Here is a 26,171-nt window from a genome sequence, read left to right as displayed (position 1 = left end):
GCACAGCCCCCAGAACAAGATCAGACCAAAAAGGACATTCGCGGACTACTCCGGGGCCCTGGGTGATCCGGCAACCCGCCGTACTGATCATGCAGGCTGTGAAAGGCGGACCACTCCTTCCCCAGGGGAAGCCCGACAAAGGCGTGGCGCTCGACGGCTCCCGTCCGCTCAAGCTTCCTGCGCACGTCGGCTCGGCCGGGTGCACTCAGAAAGTCGGCCAGCCAGGTGATGAGCGCCAGCCAATCCTGCTCTGCTGGACCGCCTGCGCCCTGGGGATAGAGAAGGATCTTCGGCTCCTCGTCCGTGCTGGTGGCGGGCTGCTCGCGGGGGCTTGTGGTGGTGAGTCGTCGGTAGGGTGCGCTTCTCGGGAAGGTGGAGGTGTCATGAGACGGATGGCGGTGATCGCGGAGCCTGGCGTGTTCGACGCGTGGGGGGCCGTGATTTTGCTCGGCGAGGCCATGGGGCTGTCGGCGCACAACGTGGGAGACCTAGCCCGCACGGCAGTCCAGGAGGGCACCGGATGGGGCCGACGGTTCACGGCCCACATGCAGGCCGGCGAACTGGTACCAGACGAGGTGCTGGCCGAGTTCGTCACGAACATCCTGAACCGGTCGCCAGGCGGGTGGCTGCTGCACGGCTACCCGCGCACGCTTCGTCACGCCGAACTCCTCGCCGAACACGGCCACGCGCCAGACACCGTCATCCAGATCGTGTTCGATGAGGACTCCATCGACCAGGACTGGCGGCTGACCGAAAGACGCGATCAGCTGCCGCAGATCCTCGCCGAGCATCGGATGCGCGTCGCCGCACTACGAGCCTTCTACCAAGCCTCCAACACGATCCACCTGCTGCAACAGTCCAGACCGGTCGAGAAGCTCGCCGCCGATCTTCAGACCCTAGTCGGCGACACGCGAGCAAGCCGGCACCGATCCGCGCACCGGTACAGAGGGCCCCTGAGTCCGCCCATCCAGCGTTGATAGGGAAAGCTCGATGACACCTACAGATGGGTGCCCGATAGCGTTCGAGCCGCTGCCCGGGCGCACGGTGGAACGCTCTGCCGAGTACGAGGCGCTGCTGCGCGATCTCCTGCACCTTCTCGGCGCTCAACCTCCCGTAAGCGAGCAGCAGGATGTCCGCAACAGACGGAACTGGTGCCACCGCGCTCGCCGAACCGCTGGAGCGGCCATCGCTGCACGCGTCGGGCATGCCAGCGACGGCCCTGTGCCGGAGGAATGGTTCACGCCGCTCATCCGTGCCGCTGTCCACGAACCCGACCCCAGCTTCGTACGGGATCTGATCGGCCCCGCAGTCGCCGCATACGGCCGTCGCCGCGTCCGACTCGCTCTGCTCGACTACATCGAGACCGGCATCGCCGCCGATGCCGCAGGCGCGGCCCGCGCCTGGTACTGGACACTCGTTCCACTGCGCTACCACGTCAGCCTGCATACCCCCACGCCGGAAAGCGTCGCCGAGCAGAAGAAGTACCACGACCTGGACCGCCGCTACGACGAGGCCGGTCTGCGGCGCTTCGTCACCGACGAAGATCTTGACGTCCGCCGCTGCCTGCTCCCCGGGCTGCTGCTCCGTGCGGATGCCTATCCCGCCGACATGCACACGCTGGTCACACACGCTATCGAGATCGCCCGCACGTCGGAGGACGAGTACCTACGCCATCGAGTCGAGATCCAAATCTGCTGACAGCGCAGCGAGCCACCAGAAAGGCGCGCTGGCGATGAAGCCGTCCCTTCCGCTGGCCACCGGATCACACCCTTTCGGTCAGCGCGCCGTCGATCAATGGCTCGCGCAGCCCGAGGTCACCGCCGGCGTCACGGCAGCCAGGCCCGCTGTGAGCTGATCTACCTGGCGACGGGTGACACCCGGCATACAGATGAAGTGGCTGAGTCCGGCCAGGGTCGGCAGCGGCCATCGCGCCAGGATCGCCGGAGGTGGGGTACGCAGGACCACGGTCAGCGCGTGCGGATTGCGCCAGCTGGGCCATCCGATGTCGTGGAGGCGTTGGTGGGCATACTGCGCCATGTTCCGGCCCGACTCCGCGCGTGCGCGTAGGCCCGAACGGCCCAGCTGTTGAAGGACCGCCCACAGCATGAGTGCGGCGAGCCCGTTACGTGAGCCGGTGATGGTGGTGTCGGGACTGCCGGTGTAAGCGACGACATCGCCGCGGTGGTCGGGGTCGTGGTGTCGGGCGATGACGACGCTGCACGGCATGGGCGTGCCGAGGAATTTGTGGCCGCTGATGCAAATGCTGTCGGCGCCGTCGGCGAGGTCGAAGCCGGGTGGGTCGTCGCTGAGGGCCAGGGGGATGCCGGACAGGGCGGCGTCGCTGTGGATGTGCCGGTGGCGGACACCGACGTCGGCCAGGAGGTCCTGGATGTAGGCGACGTCGTCGACGGCTTCGGTCATGGTGGTGCCGATGTTGGCGACGACGATGATCGGTCGGCGGCGGTGCAGTTCGGCGTGGCCGACGAGATCGTCGTAATCGATCTCCCCGTTTGGCTGGGTGCGGACGACGACGGTCGGCATGCCGAGCAGGTGGGTGGCTTTGGGGATGCTGTAGTGGGCGGCGGCGGAGTGCAGGACGATCCCGTCGGGATAGCGGCTGCGGGCGAGGTACAGGGCCGACAGGTTGCTTTCGCTGCCGCCGCTGGTCACGTATCCCGTCCATGGTTCGGGTGCGCGGAACAGGCCGGCGAAGAAGGCCAGGACCTCGCGTTCGAATTCCTTCGTGTGGTTGGGGTGCGTGGGGTCGAAGGCCGGGTCGCCGACGTTGTTGAGCAGGTGCCCGAGGAACGGGCCGAGCGTGCGGTAGTCGAGGTCGACCGCTGCCGGGAAGCCGATGTTCGTGCTGGCGCTGCCGGCGAGTCGGCGCAGCAGGGCACCGAGGCGAGGATTGTCGTCGGGTCCGTTGAGCACGGTGCGGGCCATGCTGTCTCCTTGGCGGGTGTGGGCTCCGTCCGGGCCGGCCAGGTGAAGCGTCTGATTGGGGGCGGTGGTCGTCGGCTGGGGAAGCCTGCGTCGACCGCCGGCTGTCACCGCCGAGCCGGCGTACGGTGAGCGGCAAGCTCCGGGGTGTCGGCCGAGGCTCTGGCCTGATGCGGTCGACGAGGTCCAGCGGTCCCTACGCCAGCGGCGGCTGGCGAGGTCGAAGTGGGTGGATGCTGGTGCTGCCACGCCGCGGCGGCGACTACGAGTGCGGCGGGTAGGAGAAGCAGCCGACCGCCGAGCGCCACCACCGAGCCGACGACCACGATGGCGATCGCCGCACCCGCGCGGATGACCCCCGAGGTCAGCAGCCGGGTGGCGGCGGCGAGGCCGAGCACGCTGACCGACGCCATCAGGACCGCGAACGCCCGCATCAGCAGGTCGACGTCAAGCGGCACGATGACGGTCGCTGCCGCGACGGTCGCTGCGGCGGCGCCCTGCACGGTCAGGCTGCGTCGCGGCACTCCCGCTGGTGTGGTGGCCGCCAGCCATCTGGGGAGAGCTCCATCGCGGGCCAGTGCCGCACCGCCGCGGGCAGCGGCGGCGATGAACGTGAACGTCGCCCCGAAGGTGAGCAGCAGGGCGCTCATGGCCGTGACGGCGGTCGCGCCGACACCGCTCACCGTCGGCCAGTCGGATCAGCGGCACACCGGTCTCTGCGGCCCCGCTACCGAGAACTCCGATCGTGGTGATCGCCAACCCGATGTAGAGCAACGCGATGATGCTCAGGCTGGCGGCAGCGACGATCGGCATCTGCCGTCGGGGTCGGGCGAAGGCGGGTGCGAGGTTGGTGGCGGCTTCCCATCCGCACACGGCGACGAACAGGACCACGGCGGCGCTGCCCACGCCGGGGAGTCCGTGCGGAGCGAACGGCGTGAAGTTGTCCATCGATGTGCGGGGCAGCGACACGGCGATCACGGTGGCGAGCAGCACCACCAGCCCTGCGGTCAGGGCAAGGTGGATGCGTCCGGACAGGTGCAGGCCGAGCAGGTTGAGCGTGTACGCCGCGACGAGCAGCGCGGCGGCGATCCCGCCGGCCCAGGTGGGGCCGAGTCCGAGCGCGGTCGCGGCGTACCGTCCGCCGGCGGTGGCTCCGGCGACCATGCCGATGGGTACGGCGGCGTAGAACCACCAGCCGACGATGGTGCCGGCTGTTGGTCCGAACGCCTGGCGGGTGAAGGTGGCCACGCCGCCGCCGTCGGGGTAGCGCATGCCGAGCGCGGCGAACGCCGCGGCGACCGGCACCGACACGGCGATCAGCACCACCCAGGCCAGGACGGACGCGGGCCCGGCGGCGTCGGCGGCCAGCGCGGGCAGCACGAGCACTCCGGGCCCGAGGACCGCGCCGACGTACAGGGCAGTGCCGCGGGCCACGCCGATCTGGCCGCTCATCGGGCCGCTCCCGCCCGGTCGGCGAGAGCCTTGTGGGATCTCGATGTGGTGGCGAGTTGCCGCAGCGCCCGCGCGAGCCCGTCGCCGGAGGAGATGCCGGCGGCGGCGAGCAGGCGGGCCTGCTCGGCGTCGACGCGGCCCTGGATCCGGCGGGCCAGGTCGACCCCGTCTTCGGTGGGGCGCAGCACGACGCGGCGGCGGTCCTGCTCGTGGAGGTTACGGCGGGCGAGGCCGCGGTCGACGAGGTGTCCGACGGTGTTGGTGAGGGTGGCTTTGGCGATGCCGATCTCGACGGCGGCGGTGCGGGTGTCGACCGCTCGGCGGGCGCAGATGAGCACCAGGACGTCGTAGTTGGTCCAGGTCATGCCTTCGTCGCGCAGCACGGTGTGTTCCAGGTGGGCGCGGATGGTGTTGGCGGTGCGGAACAGCTGTGCCAGCGGTCCCGGTCGTGGTGGCGGTGCCGGTGTTCTGTTGGTGACCGGTGGGCGGTAGATGCCGGCGATCTGTCGTGGCCGCCGCTGGATCGCGGCGCTCATCGGATCCACCTCGGCCGGCGGATCGGGCGCCGGTTGCGGCGCTGTCTGACCTGTCCGGCGTATTGCCGGGGCGGTTCTGGTGGTGGCTCGGCGGCGTGGTGCTGGCCGGGTGGGCGTGGTGTGGTCTTGTGCTGCTTGTTCACGTCTCTCTCCCCCGTGAGAGTGGTGCTGGTTATGCGCTGGTGTGCGGCGGTGGCATCACCTGCCTTCCAGGGGTGCGCCTCGGGCGCTCATGAACGGCTGCGGGTCGACGGAGTTGGCGTTGTTCAGGTCGCACCGCGACCCTGTGCAGGCGCCTTGGTGGGTTTGGAAGTGCAGGTGTGGGCCGGAGGAGTGGCCGCTGGTGCCGACCTCGCCGATCGGCTGGCCCGCTTGCACCGTGTCGCCGTCGGCGACGAGGGGGCGTCGGATCAGGTGGCAGTAGCGGGTGCCGAGGCCTCCTGCGTGAAGGAGGTCGACGTACCAGCCGCAGCCGCGGGTGTTGGGGCTGCCGTCGATGTCGCAGTTGCCGGTGCTCGGGTCGCAGCCGGCCCAGACGACGGTGCCGGCCGAGGCGGCGCGGATGACGGTGTTGCGGGGTGCGGCCATGTCCACGCCCGCGTGCAGGCGTCCGCCCCGTGGTCCGTAGCCGCTGCCGACCGCCGCCTGCAACGGCACCGTCCACCCGGATGCGGTGACCCGGGCGGGATCGGGGCAGATGCTCAGGCTGGCGCCGGGCAGGTCGGTGATCGCGGCGACTCCGGCGACGGCGACGACGACCTGCTCCGCGTCGTGTTCGAACTCCCCGTACCGGTCGGGGAAGGCGGACACCTGGACGCGCTGGGCGACGACGGTCAGCGGTAGCTGCTGCCAGCCGTCGATGCGCGCCAGCTTGTCGTAGAACTTCGTGGACGCGTACACCGGGTCGAGGATCTGAGCGGAAGTTCCCCAGCCTTGGCTGGGCCGCTGCTGGAACAGCCCGAGGCTGTCGCGGTCGCCGCCGGGCAGGTTCCGCAGGCTCGATTCGACCATCGCAGTGGCCACCGCGATGACCCAGCCGCGTGCGGGCATCTGCCGGTGGTGGCCGACCGCGACGATGATGGCGGCGTTGTCGACCTGCTCGACATTCCACCGCCCCACCGACCCGGGTGCGGTGCCTGCGGAGGTCGCGGTGCGTGGGCCGGGTGGCAGGCATGCCCCGTCGGCCGGGGTGGAGGTCACCACGACCGCGACCGGCAGCCCGCACAGCAGCAGCGCCGCGGCGACCGCCACGCCGAGCCCCACCCGCCTGCCACTCATCGCGCCCGCACCTCGTCCGGTGGGGGCGCGATCGTGGCGACCAGCCACCGAGACCCTTCGCGCAGGACGGACACCCGCAGCGGCCCGACGTCCGTGGGCACATCGACGTCCACCCGACCGTCGATCGCCGTGGCGACGCGGGCCGGACCGGCGACGTGGCGGGCCGGGACGTGGGCCGGGTCGACGGTGGCGAGCAGATCCGCGTACGCCGCGACGGCGAGGGGCCGCAGGTCCGCCAGCCACCGCTCGGCCGGCAGGTGCGGGCGGGCCCATGCCCACACGAACCGCGTCGCGGCATCCACGGCCGCCGGGTCCGGACGCGCCGTGGCGGTGGGTCCGACCCCATCCGGATCAGCCGGCAGTGTCGTCTCGCCCGTTGCCGCACCGGTGGGCGTAGCCGATGGTGGACTGAGGCTCGGCGTCACCTGGGGCGACGGGGTCGCGGTGGGTCCGCCGCACGCGGCCAGGAGCAGGCTGCCCGCCACCGCGGTGACCGCCCGTAGGCTTATCCGCTGGTCCATGGCAGTTCCCGCGATAACGCCTGTGGTGTGGTGGCGGCCAGGGCGGTGTTGAGGTGCTGGCCCAGCAGCCGTAGTTGGTGGTGCACGTCGACCAGTTCGCCTCGGGCGTCGATGCCGGGCTGACTCGCGGCGGTGTCGATGAGGATGTCGATGTGCTGACGTAGTTGCTCCAGGCTGTCGCCGACCCGCCGGGAGGCGTCGATTGGGCGTGTGGTCATTCTTCGACGGCGCGGTGGTACCGGCCGTCGAGGTAGCCGTCGCTGGCCCAGTCGAATTCCGTCTCGCGCCGCGCCATCTCGTCGATGTCCGTCCACTGTTGTCTCTCCCTCGTCTCGTCGCGCCAGTCGTGGCGGCTGTCGTGGATGCCGGCGATGTAGGCGTCGAGGCGGGTGATCCCGTCGCGCAGCCCCGTGATCGCCGTCTCGAATCGCTGCCAGTCCCACACGTTGGTGATCTCCGCGGGGTGGGTCATCGGCTGCCCCCTGTGGCCGGGGCCGGCCCACCAGTGGCCGACCGTGCGGTGATGTCGTCGCTGACGGCCCGGTCGGCGGTCTCGCTCGGCCAGGTATCCGCCCAGACGGTGTCCGGGTTAGTCGGGGTGTGCTGGCCGTGGCGGCAGCGGGTGTGGTCCCACTGCTGCCACCGCGACCGGGCGCGGTGCAGCGACTCGTGCCACCGCAGCGGCGCGTCCGGATCCGCCTTACGGGAGTAGGCGTGGTGCCAGGCCACGCAAACGGCGGTCAGCTCCTCCACCAGCGCCGGGTGGGCCGGCCAGCACGGGCCGAGGTCCTGGGTCAGGCCGTACCGGTCGACCAGCCAGCCCGTCCAGGCGGTCAGCCACCCCCACAGCTCGGTGGCGGCGTCGCGGTCAAGTTCCCGCCAGCAGTGCCGCGCCGGTATCCAGCCGCTCGGGTTGTCGAGGGCATCGACGCGGTCGGCCAGCGCGACGTGCGCTTCCGCGAGTTGCTCCACCGACCCGCGGAGGGAGTCGATGAGTTCGGCCAGCTCCACGGTGGCCCGCTGCTGCGAGGACGCGTCCTCGGGCAACTCGAAGGCGAAGGTGCGCTGCGACATCAGCGGGCCCTTTCCAGGCGGGTAATGAACGCGGCCTGCGCGGTGTGGAAGCGGTCGGCGTCCGGGCGCTGCCACCAGGCCGGCTGCACGACCTCGACCGGCGGCATGTTGCCCAGCAGCACCAGGGCGTGCCCGGTGGGCAGCGTGCGGAGTTCCGCGAGGTCGATCAGGTTCTCCCGCCGGGTGTTCTCCTGCACGCTGGCCCGGCCCCCGCCCCAGCTCGCCGCAGACGTCAGCTCCTGCACCTGCCCCAGCAGCGACTGCGCGTCCTTGAGTGCGGACACGTCCTGGGTGCCGCCCATGACGAACCGGGCGTTCGCGCCGTCGCGCAGCGCCTGACCACCGTCGCGTCCCCACCGCTCCTCCAACTGGTGGGTGTTCTGGCAGGCGATCGACACCGCGATCCCCGAGCCGCCGCCTTCGGAGGCCAACGCGGGCAGCGACGGCAGCGGCGCAATGTTGGTGATCTCGTCCCCCACCAGGTACAGGCACGGTTCGACCCGGCCGCCGGGTGCGGTGAACGACGCCTGCAGGGTGCGGTAGACGATGTCCTCGGCGATGGCCGCGAACAGCGGCGCGATCAGCGACTGCCCGCTTCGGGTCCCGACGAGGTAGAGGGTGCCGGACTCGGCGAGCCACTGCTCCGGCTGGAACTGCCGCCCCCGCGGCGGGGAGCAGGCGTGCAGGATCCGCGGGTTGCTGAACGGGTCGAGCGCACCGAACACCACGGACTGGATGGCGTCGCGGCTGCGGCCGGTGGATTCGCGGTGGAAGGCCAACCGGTCGGCCCACACCGTCTGCCCGTGGTGGCGCAGGATCCGCTCCGCACGCGGATCTACCGGGTTCGCTGCCCAGCTCGCGACGTCGGTCATCGTCGCCCGCTCGTCCAGCGCGGCGGCGTGCAGCAGCCCGCGGATGATCGACGCCGCCTGGTCCTGGAAGTACTGCCCGTTCTCGACGCTGCCTTTCAGGCCGGCGCCGGCAGCGAACCCTTTGGCGCGCAGGGCGGCGACGTCTGGGTCGTCGGCGCCTTCGATTGGTGACCACCGCAGCCGTGGCACCCCGGGCACCTGCCCCTGCGGCTCGAAAATCCAGGTCGGGCCGACCTCCGCGCGCAGGTCGTAGGTGACGGCGGCGACATCCAGGCGGGTCGAGGTGGAGATGACCGCGCCACGGGCGTCCGTCACGCGCGGGATGATGTAGCGGGACGTCTTGTTGGCGAACCGGGCCGCCCCGGCAAGCAGTTCGGTGTACTCGTTGGCCAGGTACAGCGGCTCGTCGGTGAGCGCGTGCCGGCCGAGGAACCGGCCCACCTCCAGCGGATCCGTCCGACGCCGCTGCTTGGCGGCCACGATGGCGGGGCTGTCGGTGTCGCGGATGCTCAGGCCCGGCCGCAGCACATCAACGCGCCGCAGCACCGCCGCGGCGGTCACCACCTGGTCCAGATCCTTTTGGCCGGCGAACCCCCGCCGTCGTACCCGACGCCGCGCGAACCGCAACGCCGGCACACCACCACCGGCGAGGACGCCGCACAGCAGGATCAGCCACAGCCCGTACAGCACCGGTGTCGGCGGCAGCGCGTCACGGGCGGCCGACGGCCACGCCGCCGCGGGATCGCCCAGGCTGGTGATCAACCTCAACGCGATGCGGGGGGCGTCGGCGGGGCTACTGTCGGGCCACCGCCGGTGAATGATCAGTCCGCCGAGCTGCCCGGTCAGCCACAGCGTGCCCGTACCCACCATCATCAGCAGCCCGGCCAGGCCCAGCAGGGTGAGCCGGGCGGTGATGTCGGCGCGGGCGATCCCACGGCGGGGCAACCGATGCCCCACAGACATGATCGACCGGACCATCACCGCACCTCCCCGGTGACGGCCGGCTCTGTTGGCGAGGCGACCTGGTCGGGGCGGCCGGGTGTCTGGCGCATGCGGCTGTCGGTGTCCACCAACTCCCGCTCGACCGCCGAGATCTGGTGTTTGACGACGTAGGACCGCAGGCCGATCTTCCACAGCCCGATACCGCGCCGAAGGTGCACCAGCAGGTCGGTCTCCACATCCGTGGTGCCCAGGAACTCGCGGGCCGCTTCCAGCGATCCGGCGGCCTGCCGGTACGACACCCGCACACCGGTGTCCTCAATCAGCCCCCGGGCGATGCGGACCTGCTCGGAATCGGCGCTGCCGCTGGCGGCGAGGTCACTGAACCGGTGAAACGCCAGGATGTTCGCCGTGCCGAGCGCGCGGGCTAGTTTCAGCTGCTCCCGCATCCGCCTGATCAACCCCAGATGCCGGGCGATCAACGCGAACTCGTCGTACAGGCACACGCGTGGCGGGGCGTCCGGGCGGGTCAGCTCGGCTTCCAGCCACGACTGGGCGCAGGTCATCGCCATTGCCGTCATCGCGTCCGACGCCCGTACCGCCCGCAGGTCGAGGATCGCGCCGGGCTGGTCGAAGTCCACCGACAGGCCCTTCGCGTCCGGCGCGTCGAAGATGCCCCCGAGCACGCCGGTGATCAACCGTTCCCATGCCAACCGCACCCGACGGCTGTCCACGATGAACTGCGCGACCGGGTAGTGCACCCCAGCCAGCCGATGCGCCCACAGATCAGGGTCGCCCATCGCGCCCAGGACTCGCGACAGGTTCGGCACGGCCATCCGGTCGGGGCTGGTGCCGTCGTCGCTGCGGGTCACCGCGTCGAGGGCGTACTCGACCAGGGAGCGTTCCGCCTCGCTCAGCGGCCCGCCGAGTTGGATCTCCAGCAGCCCTTCCACCAGCAGCAACCGGCGAGCCCGCTGCACCTGCAACCACTGCGCCTCGCTCTGCCCCGGCAGGCGACGGATTCCCGCGAGGGGGTTCATCACCACCCCGCCGCCGGGACCGACCCGGACCGGACGGATGCCGGTGGCGGCGGCGAGGGTGTCGTACTCGCCTTTGACGTCGACGGCGTAGTACCGCGTCCCGAACGGCACGCCACGAAACGCAATGCTTTTGAGCAGCGACGACTTTCCGCTGCCGATCTCTCCGGTCACCACCGCGTTGGGGGCGCCGAGCATCCCCGCCCGGTACAGCTCGTGGATCGAGAAGACGAACGCGGTGCGCGAGTACACCTCCTGCCCGATCAGTGGACCGTCGACACCCAACCCGGGGTCGGCGACGAACGGGTACACCGAGCACAGCTGCGCGCTCGTGGTCACCAGCGGCGGTAGCCCGAGCCGCCAGTACACCCGGCCTGCGGCCCGCCCGTAGGCGCCCCGCCGGTCCACCGCAGGCGGCCCGAGCAGCCGATCAGTCAGCCGCGCCAGCTGCCGCTGCTCGCGCGTCAACGCGGCCTGCGCCGCCGCGACATCCCGCCGTACCGATGTGTCGGCCAGGCGCTGCGACCAGGCTCCTTCCCGCCGCACCCGGCTCACGCGAACCACCCCCGCAACGGTTTGAGCCCACGCGCCAGCGGCAACGCCCCCGCCACGAAGCCTTGGTCCTGCTCGCCGTAGAGCACGACCGACTGGCATCCGGTGCGGCCCAGCACCCGCCGGATCGTCCGCACGTCGTGCCGCAGCTGCTCCTCACTGCCAGCCGTGACAGTGACCAGCAGCGCGTACCGGTAGCGGACGTGCCCGGCGGCCTGTTCCCGGTCGACCTGCTCGACCGCGCGGGCTTCCTCGTCCTCACGGGCGGTGCGGACCAGCCGCATTCGCTGCTTGGTGAGTTCGTCGCCGGCGCGGGCGACCTTGTCGCGCCGGGTGGCCAGGGCGGCGAGCTGCGCCGGCACTGGCTCGGCGACCAGCGTCACCGTGCGACGGCCGACCGTGCGCGTGAACAGCGCCGTCATCCACGTCGCCGGCACCGGTTGGCGCGGCATGTCATACACCCATAGCGTCTGCGAGACCCCGGAGTCGTGCCGGTAGGTCGACCAGCCGACGGTTTCGGCGGCCACCGGACCAGCCGTGTGCGGGGCGACCACCGGCTCCGGGCCCGCCCGCATGTCGACGAACGGCTGATCCTGCGGATCGAACTGGGTCCGTAGCACCGACGTGTACGCCCGGCGGTTCAACCAGCCGGCGGTGTCGATGCCGGACTCCCGCACCGCCGCCTCGATCCCGACAAGCTTGTCGAGCACCACCGTCGCCACAGCCGCGTCGGTACCACCGGCGTCGCTGATCTCCGCCGACAGCTTACGGACGTCGAAGACCACCACCAGATACACCTCGTGCCGCTGCGTGGACGGCGCCGCAGCGGCGGTCAACTCCGCCAACGACCGGTACGCCGACGTGTCGGTAGCCACCGCCCGCTGGGCGAGGTACCGCTGCGCCGAGGTGGCGGTGTCCGGCACCGCCCGCGCCATCAGCGACCAACGGGCCAAACCCGCGTCGGCGTACTCGGTGCCGAGCAGGTTGAGCACGTCAGCCCACCCGGTCAGCCGCTGCTGCTGCACCGACGTGTCCGCCAACACCAGGTTGCTGCCCGCGCACGACAGAGCCGCGGTCACCGTGCGTTCCTGCCGGTGGTGCAGCAACCCGATCTCGGTCAGCCCGTCGACGGCAACCGCGGGCAGCCACCGGTATCCGGCCGCCGGGCCAGGCAGATGCAGGTGAGGCACACCCGGCCCGTCGGCGACCGGGCCACCCCGGTAGCGGTCCTGCCGCAAAGAACGCTGCGCCACCGTGCCGACGACAATCGGCAGCCACTCGGTGACCCGCCGGCCCCGCAACCGCAGCAACCCCAGCGTGACCAGCAGCACCGCCGCCAGCAGCATGCCCGCCGCAGCAGCCGGCCGGCCCGCGGCGTACAGGTTCGCCGCGACGACAAGGCTGATCACCCCGGCGACGACCGTGCCGACCTGCCCCCAACTGAAGCCGAGCACCGAGCCGCGAGTCGAGCGCGGCGGAAAGTGAAACTGCATCCCCGTGTCCTCCCTCGCCTACAGCGGAACAATCGGAATCTCCGACGCCGCCCCACCGGCGGCTGCCCCACCCGCCGCCCCGCCCGCAGCAGGACCGGCAGGTGCTGGCGGGCCATCTGTCGGCGTCGGCCCGGGTCTGCCCGGACTGTCACCGGCGGACGAACCGTCCTGCGGTAGACCACCGCTGCCCGGCGGTCCGGCCTGCCCGGAGCCGACGCCGGGCACGACGGGCAGCGCGCCCTGCTGGCCGGTCGGGTCACCAGGCACGGTGAGCTGCCCCCGCACCACGTCGCCCGCAGCGGTACGGGAATCACGTTCGACGCCGTCGGCCTCCTGCGCGTTCTCTCCGCCGCCCTGGCCACCGTCTGGCGCGTCGGGGTCGCGGCCCGGTTCGCCGACCTGGCTGGCGTCCTGCCCGTCCAGCGCCTGCAACGCCTCGGAGCGGGCAGCGCCGTGTCCGATCGGCGGGCCGCCCGGCGTGGTGGGGATGGTGTCGGCGTTGCCGCGCATCACCGCCGCCGCGTCATCCCCACCACCGGCAGGGTTGGTCAGTCGCTGCGCGGCGGCGTCGAGCCCCACCGCCGTGGCCGCCGACATCGCGAACCCCCGGGCGTCGATGTCGGCGAGGTAGCCGTCCCACATGCTCATCAGCCGCAGCAGGATCCACGGCGCGATCACCATCAGGACGATGATGAACAGCCCCCGCAGCACGTTGATCACGTGATCGGACTCGTAGCTGCTGCGCGTGCCGTAGATCCAGAACGCGGCGATGAAGAACTTCGACGAGGCGAGGGCGTTGCAGGTCCAGAACCACTTGCGTCCCCACCCACGGGTTTCCTGCATCACCTGGCCGGTCATCGCCATCGCCCCGACCACGGCCGCGCCGGCGGCCAGCAGCGACCGGAACAGCAGCATGAGGAACACCAGCACCAGCCCGAACACACCCACGACCGCCACCAGGAAGGCGAACAGCACCGTCCCGGTGTCCGCGGTCAACGCGTTGAGCGCCTCCACCCACATACTCGGCTGCCAGTCCCGCTGCTGGTTGCGAAGAATCAACGCCACCGTCGCCTCGTCCCACGCCGCCATCAGCAGGAACGCGATCCCACCGGCGAACGCGATGCCGAACATCGCGCGCACCAGACCACCCAGCGACGACAAGGGCCCGGGACCGTTGAGTCGCAGCCCGTTGATGGCGGTGGAGAAGACGAAGAACAGCAGCACCACGATGATCAGCACGCCGGAGATGTCGTTGTAGACGCCGTAGAACGGCTCGTCGGCCACCACGGACGTCTCTTCGAACACCAGCGTCGCGAGCTTGCCCAATGCCCATGCGAAACCCGCCACCGCGATGTCGGCCAGGCCCTCGAATCCGGTCCGGGCAGCATTCCTCGCCTGCTCGGCCACCTGGCAGGCCACATCGACGGCACCGCACGCACTGGCCCGCAACGACGAGAAGCCGGCGATGACATCGCGCAGCGCCTCACAACGCGACTGCTTCGCCGACCACCGGCCCGCGTTCCCTGGATCCTCCCCGGCGCGGTCACCGAAGCGTTCGCATCGCAGCGGTGCAGCACCGGCCGGTGGCAGCTGGTCGTCGAGCACCGACTCGACGCCGTCCGGTGGTGGGGACTGCACCGTCAGGGACACCGCGTCGCAGTGCTCCTGATCGGCGGCGCTGGCCGCTTTGCTGCAGTCGGTGAGCCAACCGGCCCCAGCTCGCCATCGTACCCACGGCACGCACCAGTTGACCTGCGGCTCCGCCGGCTCGCCTACCACCGGCCGCCCGATGGACGGAGTGGGACACGACTGCGGCGGAGGCGAGGGTAACGGCGTGGGCGCCGCCGCCCGGATCGGCACGGTCGTGGGCGCCGCCGCAGCCCGGCCCGGCACGGCCACGGTGGCCAGGGCCACCACGACAACGGCAAGACACAGCCTGACGAAGCGCGGCATGACACTCACACCGTCCCCGGCACCCACGACCGCGGGCCCAGCACGTCAACCAAAGGCCGCATGTCGCGAGGCCCACCATCGCGCAGCGTCCCACGCAGATCCGGCGGCGGCACCGGCACCGGACGCTGCGCCACGACGATCCGCCACCGACCGTCCGCCCAACGCACCGTCACCGCCTGGACGTACCAGCCACCCGCCAAGCCGGCATCCGGGTCCACGGCCCCGCCACCGATCGCGGCACCACTGAGCGCACACACCAGCAGCCGTACGTCGACCTCGGCACCCTCCGGCACCCGGGCGTCCAGGTCTTCGTCCGGCACCCACACCCGGGCCACCACCGTCTGCACGATCGTGCCGCCGTTGGCCACCGTCGGCACCTCACCCACCAACCCGGCCGGCGACACACCACCCGCAGTCACCTCCCGGATCACCGCCTGCCGTTCGACGTCCGACCAGACCCCGGCCACCGACAGGCTCACCACGTACGCCGCAGCAGCATCACCTCCACCCCTGGCGGTGCCGGAAAACCCCACAGGCACCCCAGCAGAAATCCGCACCCCGGGCTGAGGTGACGGCACCGCCGGCTGCTGCGGCGCGCTGAGACGACCGACAGCGAACGCCACGACCACCAGGGCCACTGCCGGGACCACCATCCGCCGCCCATGGCTGGCCTCGGTGGGCTTGAACTCCGTCCTACCCATTCCGGCGCCCCCTCAGATCTCGATGAGGAGGAAGCTGATGATGGTCGTGACGGAACCGATGACGATCGCGACGAGCCCGGCCTTCCACATCATCGACTTGCCACGATCAGAGATGATGTGCGCGCCGAAGATGGGCCCGACCCCGAAGGCGATCGCACCCGCGGCGAGACCCGCCACAGCGGCCACCACCCCCAGAAACAGCGACGCGTTGACCAGCTTGTAGAACAGATCCGCCCGCGGAACCGCCCCCGGGTCAGGGCTGATCCGACTGAAATCGAACCCTCCACCACTCGGCCCAGCAGACGGGTCCGGCGCCGCCAACAACCCCATCACCGCCGGCGCTCGCACCGTCAGCACCGCTGCCATCCACCGCACCATCACGGCTGCCTCCCCCCGTCGGTTGCCGCCTCACCGGCGGCACTGTCCGAACGATCGAGATCGACCGGACAGCGACCCACGATCGCCGCCGCGACGTCGACCAACGCCGACCGCGCGGCTTTGCCCATCGACCTCGGATCAAGTGACTGCGGACGCGCCAACACCGGGTCATACGGCACCCGCACCAGATGAGCCGCCGCCTGCGCCGCCAACTGCTCCACCGCCCGCACCTCACGCGCCGTGGACGGAGACGTCGCCATGACGACCACCACCGTCCGCTCCACCACCTCGTGCAGCCCCACCGCCCGCATCTGGGTCAGCAGCCGCATCGTGTGCTGCAACGAATCCACCGCCGCCCGGCTCACCAGGACCGGCACCGTGGCCCACCCCAACGCCCGCCACACCGGCGCGACCGCCGCCGCCGGAAGATCCAGCACCGCCAGGGAGTACACCGACTGCAGATGAGCGACAACACCGAACAACTCAGGCCAGGACGGCGGACGCCGCTGACTCGTCATCGCGCTCTCACCCACCAGCACACGCAGACCTGTGGGACCGAGCTGCGTGAACCGCTCCACCACTGGCGGCATGGCCAACGCCTCCCCCGCGCGCACGGCATCCCACACCGTCGCCGCGCTACGTCGCGGCACCCGATGCTCCAACCCACCCCACGGACGCAGGTTCGCGTCGACCGCGATCACCGGACCAGACAGGGCCAGGGCCAGCACCCCACCGACCGCCGCAGTCAACGTCGAGCGGCCAACACCACCGTCAGCCGACGACACGGCCACCAACGGGCAGCCCTGCCGCAGCCCAGCGGACCGCAGCCACAACGACTCCACCCTGGAGCCCGTCCCGAACTCACGAGGAACCTCCGGCGGCACCGGCCGCTGCGCCCTCCACCACGGACTTTGCGCCTGCGGAAACTCGGGCAGCTCCTCGGTGGCCGACGGCGCCTGCAACAGGGCGGTATCCGCTCCGCTCGACTGTCCGGCCTCGCGGACCCGGGACACCAACACCGGTGACCCGGGATCCGCGAGGCGGCAGGACCCGCCCGTAGATGCGATCAGCATGACGCCTCCCCCGAAGCGTGTCGCGCAGCACGAACCAGCACCGACATCACGTCGACGCGGGTCGGTCCCCCGTCACTGTCACGACCTGAACGCCGACCGCGCGAGCAGGCCCATGCGGTAGCAGCCCCAGCCGGAGACCACTACCACCGCGGATCGGAACCCTCTGGCTAGTGCCAGTCCAATCCGCTACGCTCCAGGCCAACCACAGTTCCGATAATCCGCAACCGCAGTTGCCGTAAGCACAGAGAGCTAAGCACGATCCACCGAGAGGCGTCAACTACAGATTTGGATGCAACCAACTGTAGTTGCAGGCTGGGGGACGCCATGACACCAACGAACAACACCACGCCCACCGAGGCACCAGGACCCAACCTGCTCCACACCAGACTGCGCGAGCTCTTCCAGAACGCCCCACCCGGACGCGGCCCCTACACCGAGGCAGAAGTCGCCCGCGCACTCACCGAAGCCGGCGACCGCATAACCGCTGAAGGCATCAGAAGCCTCCTCCGCTCCCCGAACCCCAACCCGAAAGCCAAAACCCTCCAGGCACTCGCCAGATTCTTCGGCGTACCCGCCGGCTACCTCCTCGGCGACCAAGAAGACCTCCAAGCACAAAGCCGAGAGGTACGCGTCATGGCCCGCTCCATCACCAAACTCTCCCCCGCCTCACAAGCAGGACTAGCCGAAATCATCGACAACCTGCTCCGAGTCGAGGAAGCCGCCCGCACCGGCGAGAGCCAGAGTCAGCAGTCCCCAACCGCCGACCAGCCATGACGCCCTCCACGAACAGCGGCCGTTCACTCCGATGGCCGACATGGGCGGCGCGAAACTCGGCTGCGCGAGAGCCGGGCGCAGCGATTCAGACCGCTCATCAACCAGGCGGCGCCCGTTCTCGCTGCGGCCCTCGTCGGCGCGGCGGCCAGACGGGTGCCCCTCACCCGATTCCCGCCACCGCGCCAGCCTGTCGGCATACGACTCGGGGATGCTAGGCACGACTGCACGCACTGGACCGCTGACCCTCAGGCGGAGCAGATGTCGGTAACGTGGCGTAGTGCCCGGGGGTGGCATCGGCAGGTCTCGGCGGAAGGATGAGCGGTGGCGCGCACCTGGCTGTCCGTACGGGTCGAGCTGGTCTCGGGTCGCGGCGATGCCTTGTGGCCTCGACCTGGCAGGATCTTCGCCGCGAGCCGATCGCATACCTTCGCCCAGCTCGCTGACTCGATCGACCTGGCGTTCGCCCGCTGGGACCTCGCCCACCTGCACATGTTCACGACGGCCGACCAGACCCAGATCACGCCGCTTGAGCTGTGGGACGGCGAGGCCCCCGAGAACAGCATCGACAGCGACCGGACCAAGCTGAGCCGACTGGGCGGCGGCGAGCAGTTCGCGTACGTGTTCGACTTCGGTGACGACTGGGCGCACCTGTGCACCGTCGCCGAGTCCCGCATCGACCCGCTGGAGACGCTCGGCGTCCTGCCTGCCCAGCCAACGCCGTACTTCGGTTGGGGTGACCTTCCCGATCAGTACGGGCGGCGCTGGGACGGCGACGACGGCGAGTCGCAGCCGCCCGCACCGCCGCGCCGACTGTTTGCCGAACTGCCGCCGCTCCTGCCGTGGTGGGGACCACGCCAGCGCGGACAATAGCGGCCCGACGGTCACCGACCGATAGGCGCCTGGGGCGCGCGCCCACCTCCTACCTATGCAGCCAGAGCCGCACGTCGACACAGCCACCCTGACTTCGTCGAATACCGCGCGGAGGGTGCCTGCGAGTCTGGGGGCTACTCATCGGCGCGATGGTGTCGGTGTTTGATCCATTCCTTGCCTTCGGCGGCGACGCCTTCGAGGACGTGCAGGGTGTGGCTGAGTCCGGCGGCGTCCAGTGACAGTTCAGCGATCTTGGTGGCGTTCTCGTCGTGCTGCAGCGTTTCGTTGTCCGGTTCGCTTACCCGGATGGGGATAGGTTCTCCGTTGATGAGCGTCAGCTCGAAGGTCTGCTGTTGGGTGGCGATACCGTCTATCCGGACGGCGGCGACGGCGTCGAAGCGGTAGTTGAGTCGTTGGGTAGGGCGGCTCGCGGCGGTCTCGAAGTCGAGATCGATGTTGACCTGGCGGACGCCGTCGTCGGTGAGCAGGAACAGCAGCAGGCGGTACCGGGAGTACCGCCATGGCCCCTGCGGATACCGGGCTTTCTTGCACGAGGGTGCGGGTGCCTCGATGAAGGCGTGCGCGATCACATGGCTGGGGCGGAGCCGGTACTGCTGCATCGCCTGGTCGACCAGGACTTTGCGGTCGCTTTCCAACCAGGCAGCCATCTCGGTGTCCGACGGCTTGCCGGACAGCTTGAGGCACCACCGGTGGTATGCCGCCCAGCGAGCCGTGTCCTTGTCGTTGCGTTCCGCCTGGTCGTCGGCGACCCTGCGGTGCTCGGCGACGATCCGAAACGACGAGCGCACGGCTGGCACGGCGGCCGCGGCCGCGAGCAGGAACCAACCGGTGCCAGACAAGGGGGCGCCGGCCACGACGGCAGGGACGAACCAGATGCTCCCCGCGGTGAGGAGAGCCAGTCCACCGAGGTGGAGGACTTTGGTTCTTGCGGGGGTTCGCAGTTGCTGGCGGTACGCCGTCAGCGTGTCCCGCTCCCACTGCGCTCGGACGTCGCCTACCAGGTATCGGACGAGCCAGGCGATGCGGTCGGCGTCGATGCCCTGTTCCCGGTAGATCTCGACCACCTCGTCGCGGAGGTGTCGCTGGATTCCTGCTGTCTGGGCGCGCCAGTAGGTCCGATCGGTTCCTTGGGGGACGTACCGGCTGAAGTAGCGGTCGAAGAGCCGGTCCACCTTGCGGGCGAAGCCTCCCGGGGGCGCTTCTCGTCGCCGCTGCCGGGGTGGACGGATCTGTGCTTCCTTCGCGCGTAGCCGTGCCCTGCGGTAGTACCGGTCCGCCCCGCCGCGGCAGAAGGCGGCCAGCCCGACCAGGCTGATGAGTAGACCGAGGGCCTGGTCGAGCCGACCGCGCGTCGCAACCAGCACGATCAGCTGCACCACGGCGAAGGTGAACACGGCAGCGCCGGCACCGGCGCGTAGCCAATCGCGCAGCGCGACAGCAGCGGGCCGCACCGACAGGGTCCGAGGCGGCGCGGGCGTGGGGTGGAAGAACTTCCAGATCCGGATGAATCGGTCGTTGTCTGTGCGCTGCGACTCGGCCAGGGCGACGGACTTCCGCCACATCTCCTCTTGCATCGCGCCTTCGAGCAGCGCTTCGAGGTGGCCGTAGATCCCGTCGCGTTGACGCTGGTTCAGCGCGTCGATTTCCTTGATCACCAATTCCGTCTCGGCGGCGCCGACCGGTTCCAGAAGGCGGATGATCACCTTCAACCCCGCCGCCCACTCGTCATGATCGTCGAGTTCGGCCAGGCCGGCGCGGATGGCGGTCAGGCGATCCCCCTCCTCGGGGTCGAGCTGGCGCAGAGTGCGGCCGCTCAACAGGGCGATGAGCCGGTAGAACTGGACCTCGCTGGTGACATACCCACCGGCTACCGCCTTCTCGATCAGCGTGCGCGCCTGATCACGGACCCGCCCGTCGAGATACCTCAGCGCGAAGGCGAACATCTCCTGTGGACTTGAGTCCGGCGGCAATCGATAGAAATGGATGTCGCCGTGGACTACCCCTGCCTGCACGCCGACGTGCGCGTCTCCTTGGGCGACGTTGGTCGCGGTCGGGGTCGTCATGACATGCCCCGGACCACGGCGATGATCGCCGCAAGCCGCCCCGCCAACTCAGCCACGTCGGCGACCAAGCCCCGCAACCGCTTGAGCGCGACCATCAGGCCACTCTTCTTCTCAGGGGTGCCCGCTGAGACGCATTCCGATGCCGTCTCCAACTCCGATTCGGCAGCGGCGTAGGTTTCCTCGTCCAACTGCCCGTCGAGGTGAGCCTGTTTGAGGTGCGTTCGAAGGTCCGCGATGCGCTCTGCCAAGTCGATCGGCCGCTCGGCGCCAGCGCCGACGGTGACGTTGCCGTGGATCTGCCCGGCCTGCACCCCCACGCGGGCATTACCGGTGGCGATGTTGCGGTTGGTCATCGGCATCGTGGGGCTCCCGTCCCGATCCGCGCCTCGGCTGGTCGGCGCGTCGATGATCAGTTCTCGCGCCAGTGCGGTGGCGAACGCGGCGGCGTGGCTTGCGGCCTTCGGTTGCCAGCTCTGTCCGTCGCTGGCTGCCTTGCTGCCATCGGCGTGGTCGCTGATGCCGCGCACGACCACCACGGGCAGGGCACGGTTGAGATGACCAGCCTGGGCCACACCGGCTGCTTCCATCTCGATCGCCACGGCGTCGTTGTAATGCTGACGGATCCAGCGGGCCTGTTCGGAGATCCCCGAGTCCTGCACCACTTCCCCTGCGGCGATCGGCCCGAAATGCACCCGGGGCGCTGAGCCTGCGGGAAGACCACGACGCCAGGCGGCCGACCTGTCGACGTGGTGGGCGATCTGGTCGGCCTCGTGGGGGATCTCCCACGCCTTCGGTCGGGCCTTCACACCGTCGTCCTCGCTGGTGCCGCCGTGGTAGGCGTAGATCTTGCTGGCGACGACCACGTCGCCGAGCCGGATATTGGGCCACAGCCCACCAGCGACGCCAACGAACAGCACAGCAGCCGGGGAGAACTCGGCCATCGCCCGCTCCGCGAGCACCGCGGCCGGATGATTGCCCTTGCCGACCAGCCCCAGCGCCACCCGGCAGTCACTGTGGCCGATTCGGCCGACCTCGAAGCGGGTGCCGGCCGGATGTCGCCGGACCCGCAGGTCGGTCAACTTGTCGCGGACCGCTGCGTACTCGAGGTTCAGCGCCGTGAGGATCACGACGAGACCGTTGTTCGTGCTCACGCTGTCTCCTTGTCTGCCTGGCCATAAGGTCGGGTCATCGGAGGGTGCAGAGTCGTGCAGGGGCCAGGTCGAAACAGCCGAGCGGGACGCCCACCGTCGGTCTTACGACTCGCGCCAGCGGGAACGATGAAACCGTTCACGCTCTGCACTTTCCGGTAGAAGTTCCGCGGATCCAGCCGCACACCCCACACCGCTTCGTAGACGTCCTGAAGCTCCACAATCGTGAAGGTCGGACCACAGAATGCGGTCGCGAGCGCCGAACGCTCCAACTTCTCCCGCGCCCGGTCGACCCCATCCGTCAGGATCCGCTCATGATCGAAAGCGAGCTGCGCGTCACCAGACAGCGCCTGCACCACCGGGGTCCAACACGCCTGAGACGCGTCGGTGCCGGCAACCGGCTCCGGTAGCCGAGGGGCAACCGCCAAGTAAGCCGCCGAGACCACCCGCCCACGGGGGTCACGATCCGGCGCACCGTAGACACCAAGCTGTTCGAGGTGCAACTGATCCGGCCCCAAGCCAGCCTCCTCGGCAAGCTCTCGATGCGCGGCCGCCACAAGGTCTTCCTTCTCATGGCCGAGAAATCCGCCAGGCAGCGCCAAGGCACCCTGATAAGGCTCGATCCCGCGCTCGATCAACAACACATGAAGGCGAGATTCCCGCAAGGTAAGGATGACGAGGTCAACCGCAAGAAGAACAGACGGCGGAACCCAGCGATCGTCAGACATGAATCGACTCTAGACTTACTGTCACCCTGACAAGAAGTCCCACCACTGTCGGATTTCTGCGCCCGCGTCAGCAACTCACTTCCTTCGACGCTTGACCATGCCGAGCTGCGAGCCGTGCCCGGCGCGATAGCCCGCCGCCAGCATGTAGGGACGCCGCAAGGTAGCTGGAGTTGCGGCCCGATGGTCGGGCGAGGCGTCGTGCCGTACCGACGCCGTGAACCACGGTCCGGGTTGGCAATCCTCGCCCGACACTGCCGCCGGGCGCAGCCCACCGGATCGCATGCGCCTCACCACCAGCCAGACGACGTTACGATCCTCGCCCGACGCGGTGGCCGGGCGCAGCCCCGCAGACCAGGCGTTGGTACCCCGCAGAACGGCAAGTTGTTGCAATCCTCGCCCGGTGCCGGCGTACTGGTTTGTTATGCAGAGCCGCGTACGACTGATCTTGCAGAGCAAGTACTGGGCGAACGATTGAGGTTCCGCCTCCGCCGGTCAGGGCAGGGCGGGGACTCAGGAAGGGAACACCAGGGCCACGTCGTTGGGCGTGATCGGTGAGCTCACTTCGCACCTGACCGCATGCGGCCCGTCCGTGGCATCCGGTCACGGAGCCTCTGCAGAAAACACGTTTGGCGGATCACGGCGGCCGCTGCTAGTTTTCCGGAGGCCGTGCGAGAGACCGAGGAGGTGGTACCCGTGAACGTATCGACATGGGTGCTCCCCTCTGGGGTCACGGTCGGGCGATAGGTCGTCCGGGAGCGCCGTTCACGAGCACTCCCGAAAGGCACGACCATGCGATTCACTACTGAGCAGCGCCTCAACGACGGCGTCCTCGAACGCGAATTCACCCTCGACGAGATCCCCGGCATCCTGTGGACGCCCGCATCCGCATCCGCACCAGTCCCGCTGATCCTGCTCGGCCACCCCCCGCTCGGACTGCACAAGATGTACCCCCGTCTGGCGGCGCGGGCCCGGCACTGCGCGGCGGATGGCTTCGCCGCGGCCACCATCGAGCTCCCAGGCAGCGGTGACCGGCCCCGTTGGGCCGCCGCCGAGCAGGCCCACACCGACCTGCGCCGGGCGCTGAAGGCCGGCGCGCCGGTCAGCGACGAGATCATCGACGCCCTCATCCTCCCGCTCGTCGACAAGGCGGTCCCGGAATCGCAGGCCGCCCTGGACGCCCTCCTGACGCTGCCCCAGATCGGCGGCCCGGTCGGGTACTCGGGGGGAGTGATCTCCATCGGCATCCGGCTTGCGGTGGTCGAGCCCCGCATCGTGGCCGCCGGCTTCTTCGCCGGGAGTTTCGTACCTCGCGCCATGTTCGAGGAGGCCCGACAGGTCACCATTCCGCTGCATGTCCTGCTGCAGTGGGACGACGAAGGAAACGACCGGCAGCTCGCCCTGGACCTGTTCGACGCCTTCGGCTCCAAGGAGAAAACGCTGCACGCCAACATGGGCGGACACACCGGTGTCCCGCAATTCGCAGGGCAGGACGCAGCCGGGTTCTTCGCCCGGCACCTGCGCTAGCCGCGGGCCGGGGCCCCCGCCGCCAGCCCAGCAGCAGGCGGTAGGCGGCGCCGACCAGCACGCCGCTGACCGAGGGCAGGCCCCGGCCCTGCTCGATGGCGGTGGCCAGCAGATGCACAACCGTCTCGATAGCGGCGGTACCAGCCATCGGCGGTACCGGCCGGGCGGGACGGGGTTCTGCTCTTGGCGACCGGCTTGACCTCTGCAAGATCAGCCGTACCTACTTCTGTACTCCAAGGAGTACTCCGACACCCGTCGCGGTGACCGGGCGCAGCACCAGGCCCGCTTTGTTGCTGCCCATCACCTCTACGGAGTTGCGATCCTCGCCCGGCGCGGTGGCCGTGGCGCAGCTGCCTACGCCGTCGCGGTGGGCGACGTTGCCGACGCGGGTTGCGATCCTCGCCCGGCGCGGTGGCCGGGCGCAGCTGGCCGCGAATAGCTCCCACGCGCGTACCGCCAGGGGGTTGCGATCCTCGCCCGGCGCGGTGGCCGGGCGCAGCGCTGACGACCGGCGCGGTGCCGGGCACCAGCCGCGAGAGTTGCGATCCTCGCCCGGCGCGGTGGCCGGCGCAGCCCCGGCGGCCGTCAGCACGCGGATGCCGGCCCACTGGACGTTGCGATCCTCGCCCGGCGCGGTGGCCGGGCGCAGCCAGCACCCTCCGCGCCAACCAGGCGCTCACCGCCGAGTTGCGATCCTCGCCCGGCGCGGTGGCCGGGCGCAGCCGCCCGTCGGCAAGGCGGCCAAACTCGCGATGGGAGCCGCGTTGCGATCCTCGCCCGGCGCGGTGGCCGGGCGCAGCTTGACGTGGTCGTCGCAGTTGCTGGTGCCGTACTACGGTTGCGATCCTCGCCCGGCGCGGTGGCCGGGCGCAGCGATCTCGTGCCCGCCACCGACCCGCGCATCCGCGACGTGTTGCGATCCTCGCCCGGCGCGGTGGCCGGGCGCAGCATCGTTACCGCTCATTCCTGCCTCTCTCGCGTCCGCCGTGTTGCGATCCTCGCCCGGCGCGGTGGCCGGGCGCAGCACCCGCAACGGCGGCAGCTCGATGAAAGACCAGCTCACGTTGCGATCCTCGCCCGGCGCGGTGGCCGGGCGCAGCGACGGCTCAAACGGCGCAATCAGGTTGCCGTTCTTCCGTTGCGATCCTCGCCCGGCGCGGTGGCCGGGCGCAGCCCGGCTTGCCGCCGCTGCTGGAGGGTCAGCGGTGCGCGTTGCGATCCTCGCCCGGCGCGGTGGCCGGGCGCAGCTCATCCCCTCCGGCCCCCTCGCTGGGTGCCGTGATCGTGTTGCGATCCTCGCCCGGCGCGGTGGCCGGGCGCAGCGGGTCGGTGCTCACGATCACCGGCATGGTGGTGCGGGTTGCGATCCTCGCCCGGCGCGGTGGCCGGGCGCAGCCGCGCGGATGGTCGGATATCGGCTACAACTTTCTGGTGTTGCGATCCTCGCCCGGCGCGGTGGCCGGGCGCAGCGATCGGAGCACCATGACGGCACCTATCACCCCCCCGGTTGCGATCCTCGCCCGGCGCGGTGGCCGGGCGCAGCCGGCATGGTGCTAGTCGTGGTGGACGCCGGGACCGCGGTTGCGATCCTCGCCCGGCGCGGTGGCCGGGCGCAGCCGGAGCGGGCAGCGTCGTCCCTTTTTTTTACGGGACGTTGCGATCCTCGCCCGGCGCGGTGGCCGGGCGCAGCCAGGAACCCGCGAGGGCACGCCATCATCCACTCGGGTTGCGATCCTCGCCCGGCGCGGTGGCCGGGCGCAGCTGTGGTGCCACCCGCCGCGCCCACATGCGGGCTGCCGGTGTTGCGATCCTCGCCCGGCGCGGTGGCCGGGCGCAGCCTTTTTCAACGCAGGTATCGCCACGGGTCGGTTCGTGTTGCGATCCTCGCCCGGCGCGGTGGCCGGGCGCAGCCATGGCGGCGTGCAAACAGCGAGGAGCCACCGAAAGCCTGTTGCGATCCTCGCCCGGCGCGATGGCCGGGCGCAGCCCAAGGTTGCCAGAGTGGCTAAGGGGGTAGGCTCGTGTTGCGATCCTCGCCCGGCGCGATGGCCGGGCGCAGCTTCCTCCCTCGCGAGCTAGGACACCACTTCTAAAATGGTTGCGATCCTCGCCCGGCGCGATGGCCGGGCGCAGCCTAAAATCCTACAACGCAATGGATGCAATCAACCAAGTTGCGATCCTCGCCAGGGTCTTTGCGTTGTCGATGTGCGGGGCTGTGAGCTGGGCTGACGTGTCGATTGGGGT

General features: G+C 70.2%; 23 protein-coding genes, 1 pseudogene and 1 CRISPR repeat array. Of the genes and pseudogenes, 5 read left to right on the top strand and 19 right to left on the bottom strand.

The genetic code is table 11. The annotated features are described in order from the left end of the window. The first annotated feature begins 392 nt into the window (after positions 1–392). Both ACFHWY_RS25830 and ACFHWY_RS25825 read left to right on the top strand, forming a co-directional pair. Entirely contained in the window at positions 393–977 is a 585-nt protein-coding gene (locus ACFHWY_RS25830) for a nucleoside monophosphate kinase (RefSeq protein ID WP_416582855.1), read from the top strand. 13 nt (positions 978–990) lie between these two features. Further along, positions 991–1,698 carry a hypothetical protein gene (locus tag ACFHWY_RS25825; RefSeq protein WP_416582854.1) on the top strand — a complete coding sequence of 236 codons (708 nt, stop codon included), beginning with the start codon at positions 991–993 and terminating at the stop codon, positions 1,696–1,698. A 93-nt stretch (positions 1,699–1,791) separates the two neighbouring features. On the opposite strand, the gene ACFHWY_RS25820 is transcribed toward ACFHWY_RS25825, so the two are convergent. The 16 genes from ACFHWY_RS25820 to ACFHWY_RS25745 all read right to left on the bottom strand — a co-directional run bounded on the left by ACFHWY_RS25820 (position 1,792) and on the right by ACFHWY_RS25745 (position 16,799). Continuing rightward, a complete protein-coding gene (locus ACFHWY_RS25820) occupies positions 1,792–2,943 on the bottom strand; it encodes a histidine decarboxylase (RefSeq protein WP_416582853.1) in 1,152 nt (383 codons plus the stop codon). A 104-nt stretch (positions 2,944–3,047) separates the two neighbouring features. Next, a complete protein-coding gene (locus ACFHWY_RS25815) occupies positions 3,048–3,398 on the bottom strand; it encodes a hypothetical protein (protein ID WP_416582852.1) in 351 nt (116 codons plus the stop codon). After that, a complete protein-coding gene (locus ACFHWY_RS25810; RefSeq protein ID WP_416582851.1) occupies positions 3,388–4,392 on the bottom strand; it encodes an APC family permease in 1,005 nt (334 codons plus the stop codon). The genes ACFHWY_RS25815 and ACFHWY_RS25810 overlap by 11 nt, the downstream gene beginning before the upstream one ends. Next, positions 4,389–4,928, bottom strand: coding sequence for a MarR family winged helix-turn-helix transcriptional regulator (locus ACFHWY_RS25805; protein WP_416582850.1), 540 nt, complete (start codon positions 4,926–4,928; stop codon positions 4,389–4,391). Before ACFHWY_RS25805 ends, ACFHWY_RS25810 begins: the two co-directional genes overlap by 4 nt. Before the next feature lie 198 nt (positions 4,929–5,126). Then, a complete protein-coding gene (locus tag ACFHWY_RS25800; protein ID WP_416582849.1) occupies positions 5,127–6,206 on the bottom strand; it encodes a M23 family metallopeptidase in 1,080 nt (359 codons plus the stop codon). Next, positions 6,203–6,727 (bottom strand): hypothetical protein, encoded by a 525-nt coding sequence (locus ACFHWY_RS25795; protein WP_416582848.1) that lies wholly within the window; start codon positions 6,725–6,727, stop codon positions 6,203–6,205. The genes ACFHWY_RS25800 and ACFHWY_RS25795 overlap by 4 nt, the downstream gene beginning before the upstream one ends. After that, positions 6,712–6,945, bottom strand: coding sequence for a hypothetical protein (locus tag ACFHWY_RS25790; RefSeq protein WP_416582847.1), 234 nt, complete (start codon positions 6,943–6,945; stop codon positions 6,712–6,714). The genes ACFHWY_RS25795 and ACFHWY_RS25790 overlap by 16 nt, the downstream gene beginning before the upstream one ends. Next, a complete protein-coding gene (locus ACFHWY_RS25785) occupies positions 6,942–7,199 on the bottom strand; it encodes a hypothetical protein (protein ID WP_416582846.1) in 258 nt (85 codons plus the stop codon). The genes ACFHWY_RS25790 and ACFHWY_RS25785 overlap by 4 nt, the downstream gene beginning before the upstream one ends. Then, the gene (locus ACFHWY_RS25780; RefSeq protein ID WP_416582845.1) at positions 7,196–7,801 is read right to left on the bottom strand and encodes a hypothetical protein; all 606 of its coding nucleotides are present in this window, start codon (positions 7,799–7,801) and stop codon (positions 7,196–7,198) included. The genes ACFHWY_RS25785 and ACFHWY_RS25780 overlap by 4 nt, the downstream gene beginning before the upstream one ends. Further along, positions 7,801–9,651 (bottom strand): type IV secretory system conjugative DNA transfer family protein, encoded by a 1,851-nt coding sequence (locus ACFHWY_RS25775; RefSeq protein WP_416582844.1) that lies wholly within the window; start codon positions 9,649–9,651, stop codon positions 7,801–7,803. Before ACFHWY_RS25775 ends, ACFHWY_RS25780 begins: the two co-directional genes overlap by 1 nt. Then, positions 9,651–11,204, bottom strand: a complete 1,554-nt coding sequence (locus ACFHWY_RS25770; RefSeq protein WP_416582843.1) for a hypothetical protein — start codon at positions 11,202–11,204, stop codon at positions 9,651–9,653. Before ACFHWY_RS25770 ends, ACFHWY_RS25775 begins: the two co-directional genes overlap by 1 nt. Continuing rightward, complete coding sequence (locus ACFHWY_RS25765) at positions 11,201–12,694, bottom strand: SCO6880 family protein (protein ID WP_416582842.1); 1,494 nt, start codon at positions 12,692–12,694, stop codon at positions 11,201–11,203. Before ACFHWY_RS25765 ends, ACFHWY_RS25770 begins: the two co-directional genes overlap by 4 nt. Before the next feature lie 18 nt (positions 12,695–12,712). After that, positions 12,713–14,647: a hypothetical protein gene (locus ACFHWY_RS25760; RefSeq protein WP_416582841.1), complete on the bottom strand. Its 1,935-nt coding sequence runs from the start codon at positions 14,645–14,647 to the stop codon at positions 12,713–12,715. Between the two features lie 5 nt (positions 14,648–14,652). Further along, positions 14,653–15,348 carry a hypothetical protein gene (locus tag ACFHWY_RS25755; RefSeq protein ID WP_416582840.1) on the bottom strand — a complete coding sequence of 232 codons (696 nt, stop codon included), beginning with the start codon at positions 15,346–15,348 and terminating at the stop codon, positions 14,653–14,655. A gap of 12 nt (positions 15,349–15,360) precedes the next feature. Next, positions 15,361–15,714, bottom strand: coding sequence for a hypothetical protein (locus tag ACFHWY_RS25750; protein WP_416582839.1), 354 nt, complete (start codon positions 15,712–15,714; stop codon positions 15,361–15,363). 11 nt (positions 15,715–15,725) lie between these two features. Next, positions 15,726–16,799: a MinD/ParA family ATP-binding protein gene (locus tag ACFHWY_RS25745; protein ID WP_416582838.1), complete on the bottom strand. Its 1,074-nt coding sequence runs from the start codon at positions 16,797–16,799 to the stop codon at positions 15,726–15,728. Positions 16,800–17,123: 324 nt separating this feature from the next. Between ACFHWY_RS25745 and ACFHWY_RS25740 the strand changes: the two genes are divergently transcribed. Both ACFHWY_RS25740 and ACFHWY_RS25735 read left to right on the top strand, forming a co-directional pair. Next, positions 17,124–17,573 carry a hypothetical protein gene (locus ACFHWY_RS25740; RefSeq protein WP_416582837.1) on the top strand — a complete coding sequence of 150 codons (450 nt, stop codon included), beginning with the start codon at positions 17,124–17,126 and terminating at the stop codon, positions 17,571–17,573. 321 nt (positions 17,574–17,894) lie between these two features. Then, positions 17,895–18,443 (top strand): IS1096 element passenger TnpR family protein, encoded by a 549-nt coding sequence (locus ACFHWY_RS25735; protein WP_416582856.1) that lies wholly within the window; start codon positions 17,895–17,897, stop codon positions 18,441–18,443. Between the two features lie 96 nt (positions 18,444–18,539). Here the strand turns inward: ACFHWY_RS25735 and ACFHWY_RS25730 are convergent. From ACFHWY_RS25730 to ACFHWY_RS25720, 3 genes and pseudogenes are all read right to left on the bottom strand, one after another. After that, positions 18,540–20,527, bottom strand: a pseudogene (locus ACFHWY_RS25730) (hypothetical protein); the annotation flags it as partial. Then, the gene (locus tag ACFHWY_RS25725; protein WP_416582836.1) at positions 20,524–21,678 is read right to left on the bottom strand and encodes a purine phosphorylase; all 1,155 of its coding nucleotides are present in this window, start codon (positions 21,676–21,678) and stop codon (positions 20,524–20,526) included. The pseudogene ACFHWY_RS25730 and the gene ACFHWY_RS25725, both read right to left, overlap by 4 nt. Next, entirely contained in the window at positions 21,675–22,403 is a 729-nt protein-coding gene (locus ACFHWY_RS25720) for an NUDIX hydrolase (protein WP_416582835.1), read from the bottom strand. The genes ACFHWY_RS25725 and ACFHWY_RS25720 overlap by 4 nt, the downstream gene beginning before the upstream one ends. A 789-nt stretch (positions 22,404–23,192) precedes the next feature. Here ACFHWY_RS25720 and ACFHWY_RS25715 point away from each other — a divergent pair. Next, on the top strand, positions 23,193–23,927 hold the full coding sequence (locus tag ACFHWY_RS25715) for an alpha/beta hydrolase (protein ID WP_416582834.1): 735 nt from the start codon (positions 23,193–23,195) through the stop codon (positions 23,925–23,927). A gap of 313 nt (positions 23,928–24,240) precedes the next feature. Further along, a CRISPR array of direct repeats spans positions 24,241–26,061; the repeat unit is 37 nt; unit sequence GTTGCGATCCTCGCCCGGCGCGGTGGCCGGGCGCAGC. Positions 26,062–26,171 lie beyond the last annotated feature (110 nt).

Source organism: Micromonospora sp. LOL_024 (assembly GCF_048060415.1).
Lineage (GTDB): Bacteria > Actinomycetota > Actinomycetes > Mycobacteriales > Micromonosporaceae > Micromonospora.
Note: the sequence above shows the minus strand (reverse complement) of the source record. Positions and strands in the feature narration are given on the sequence as shown.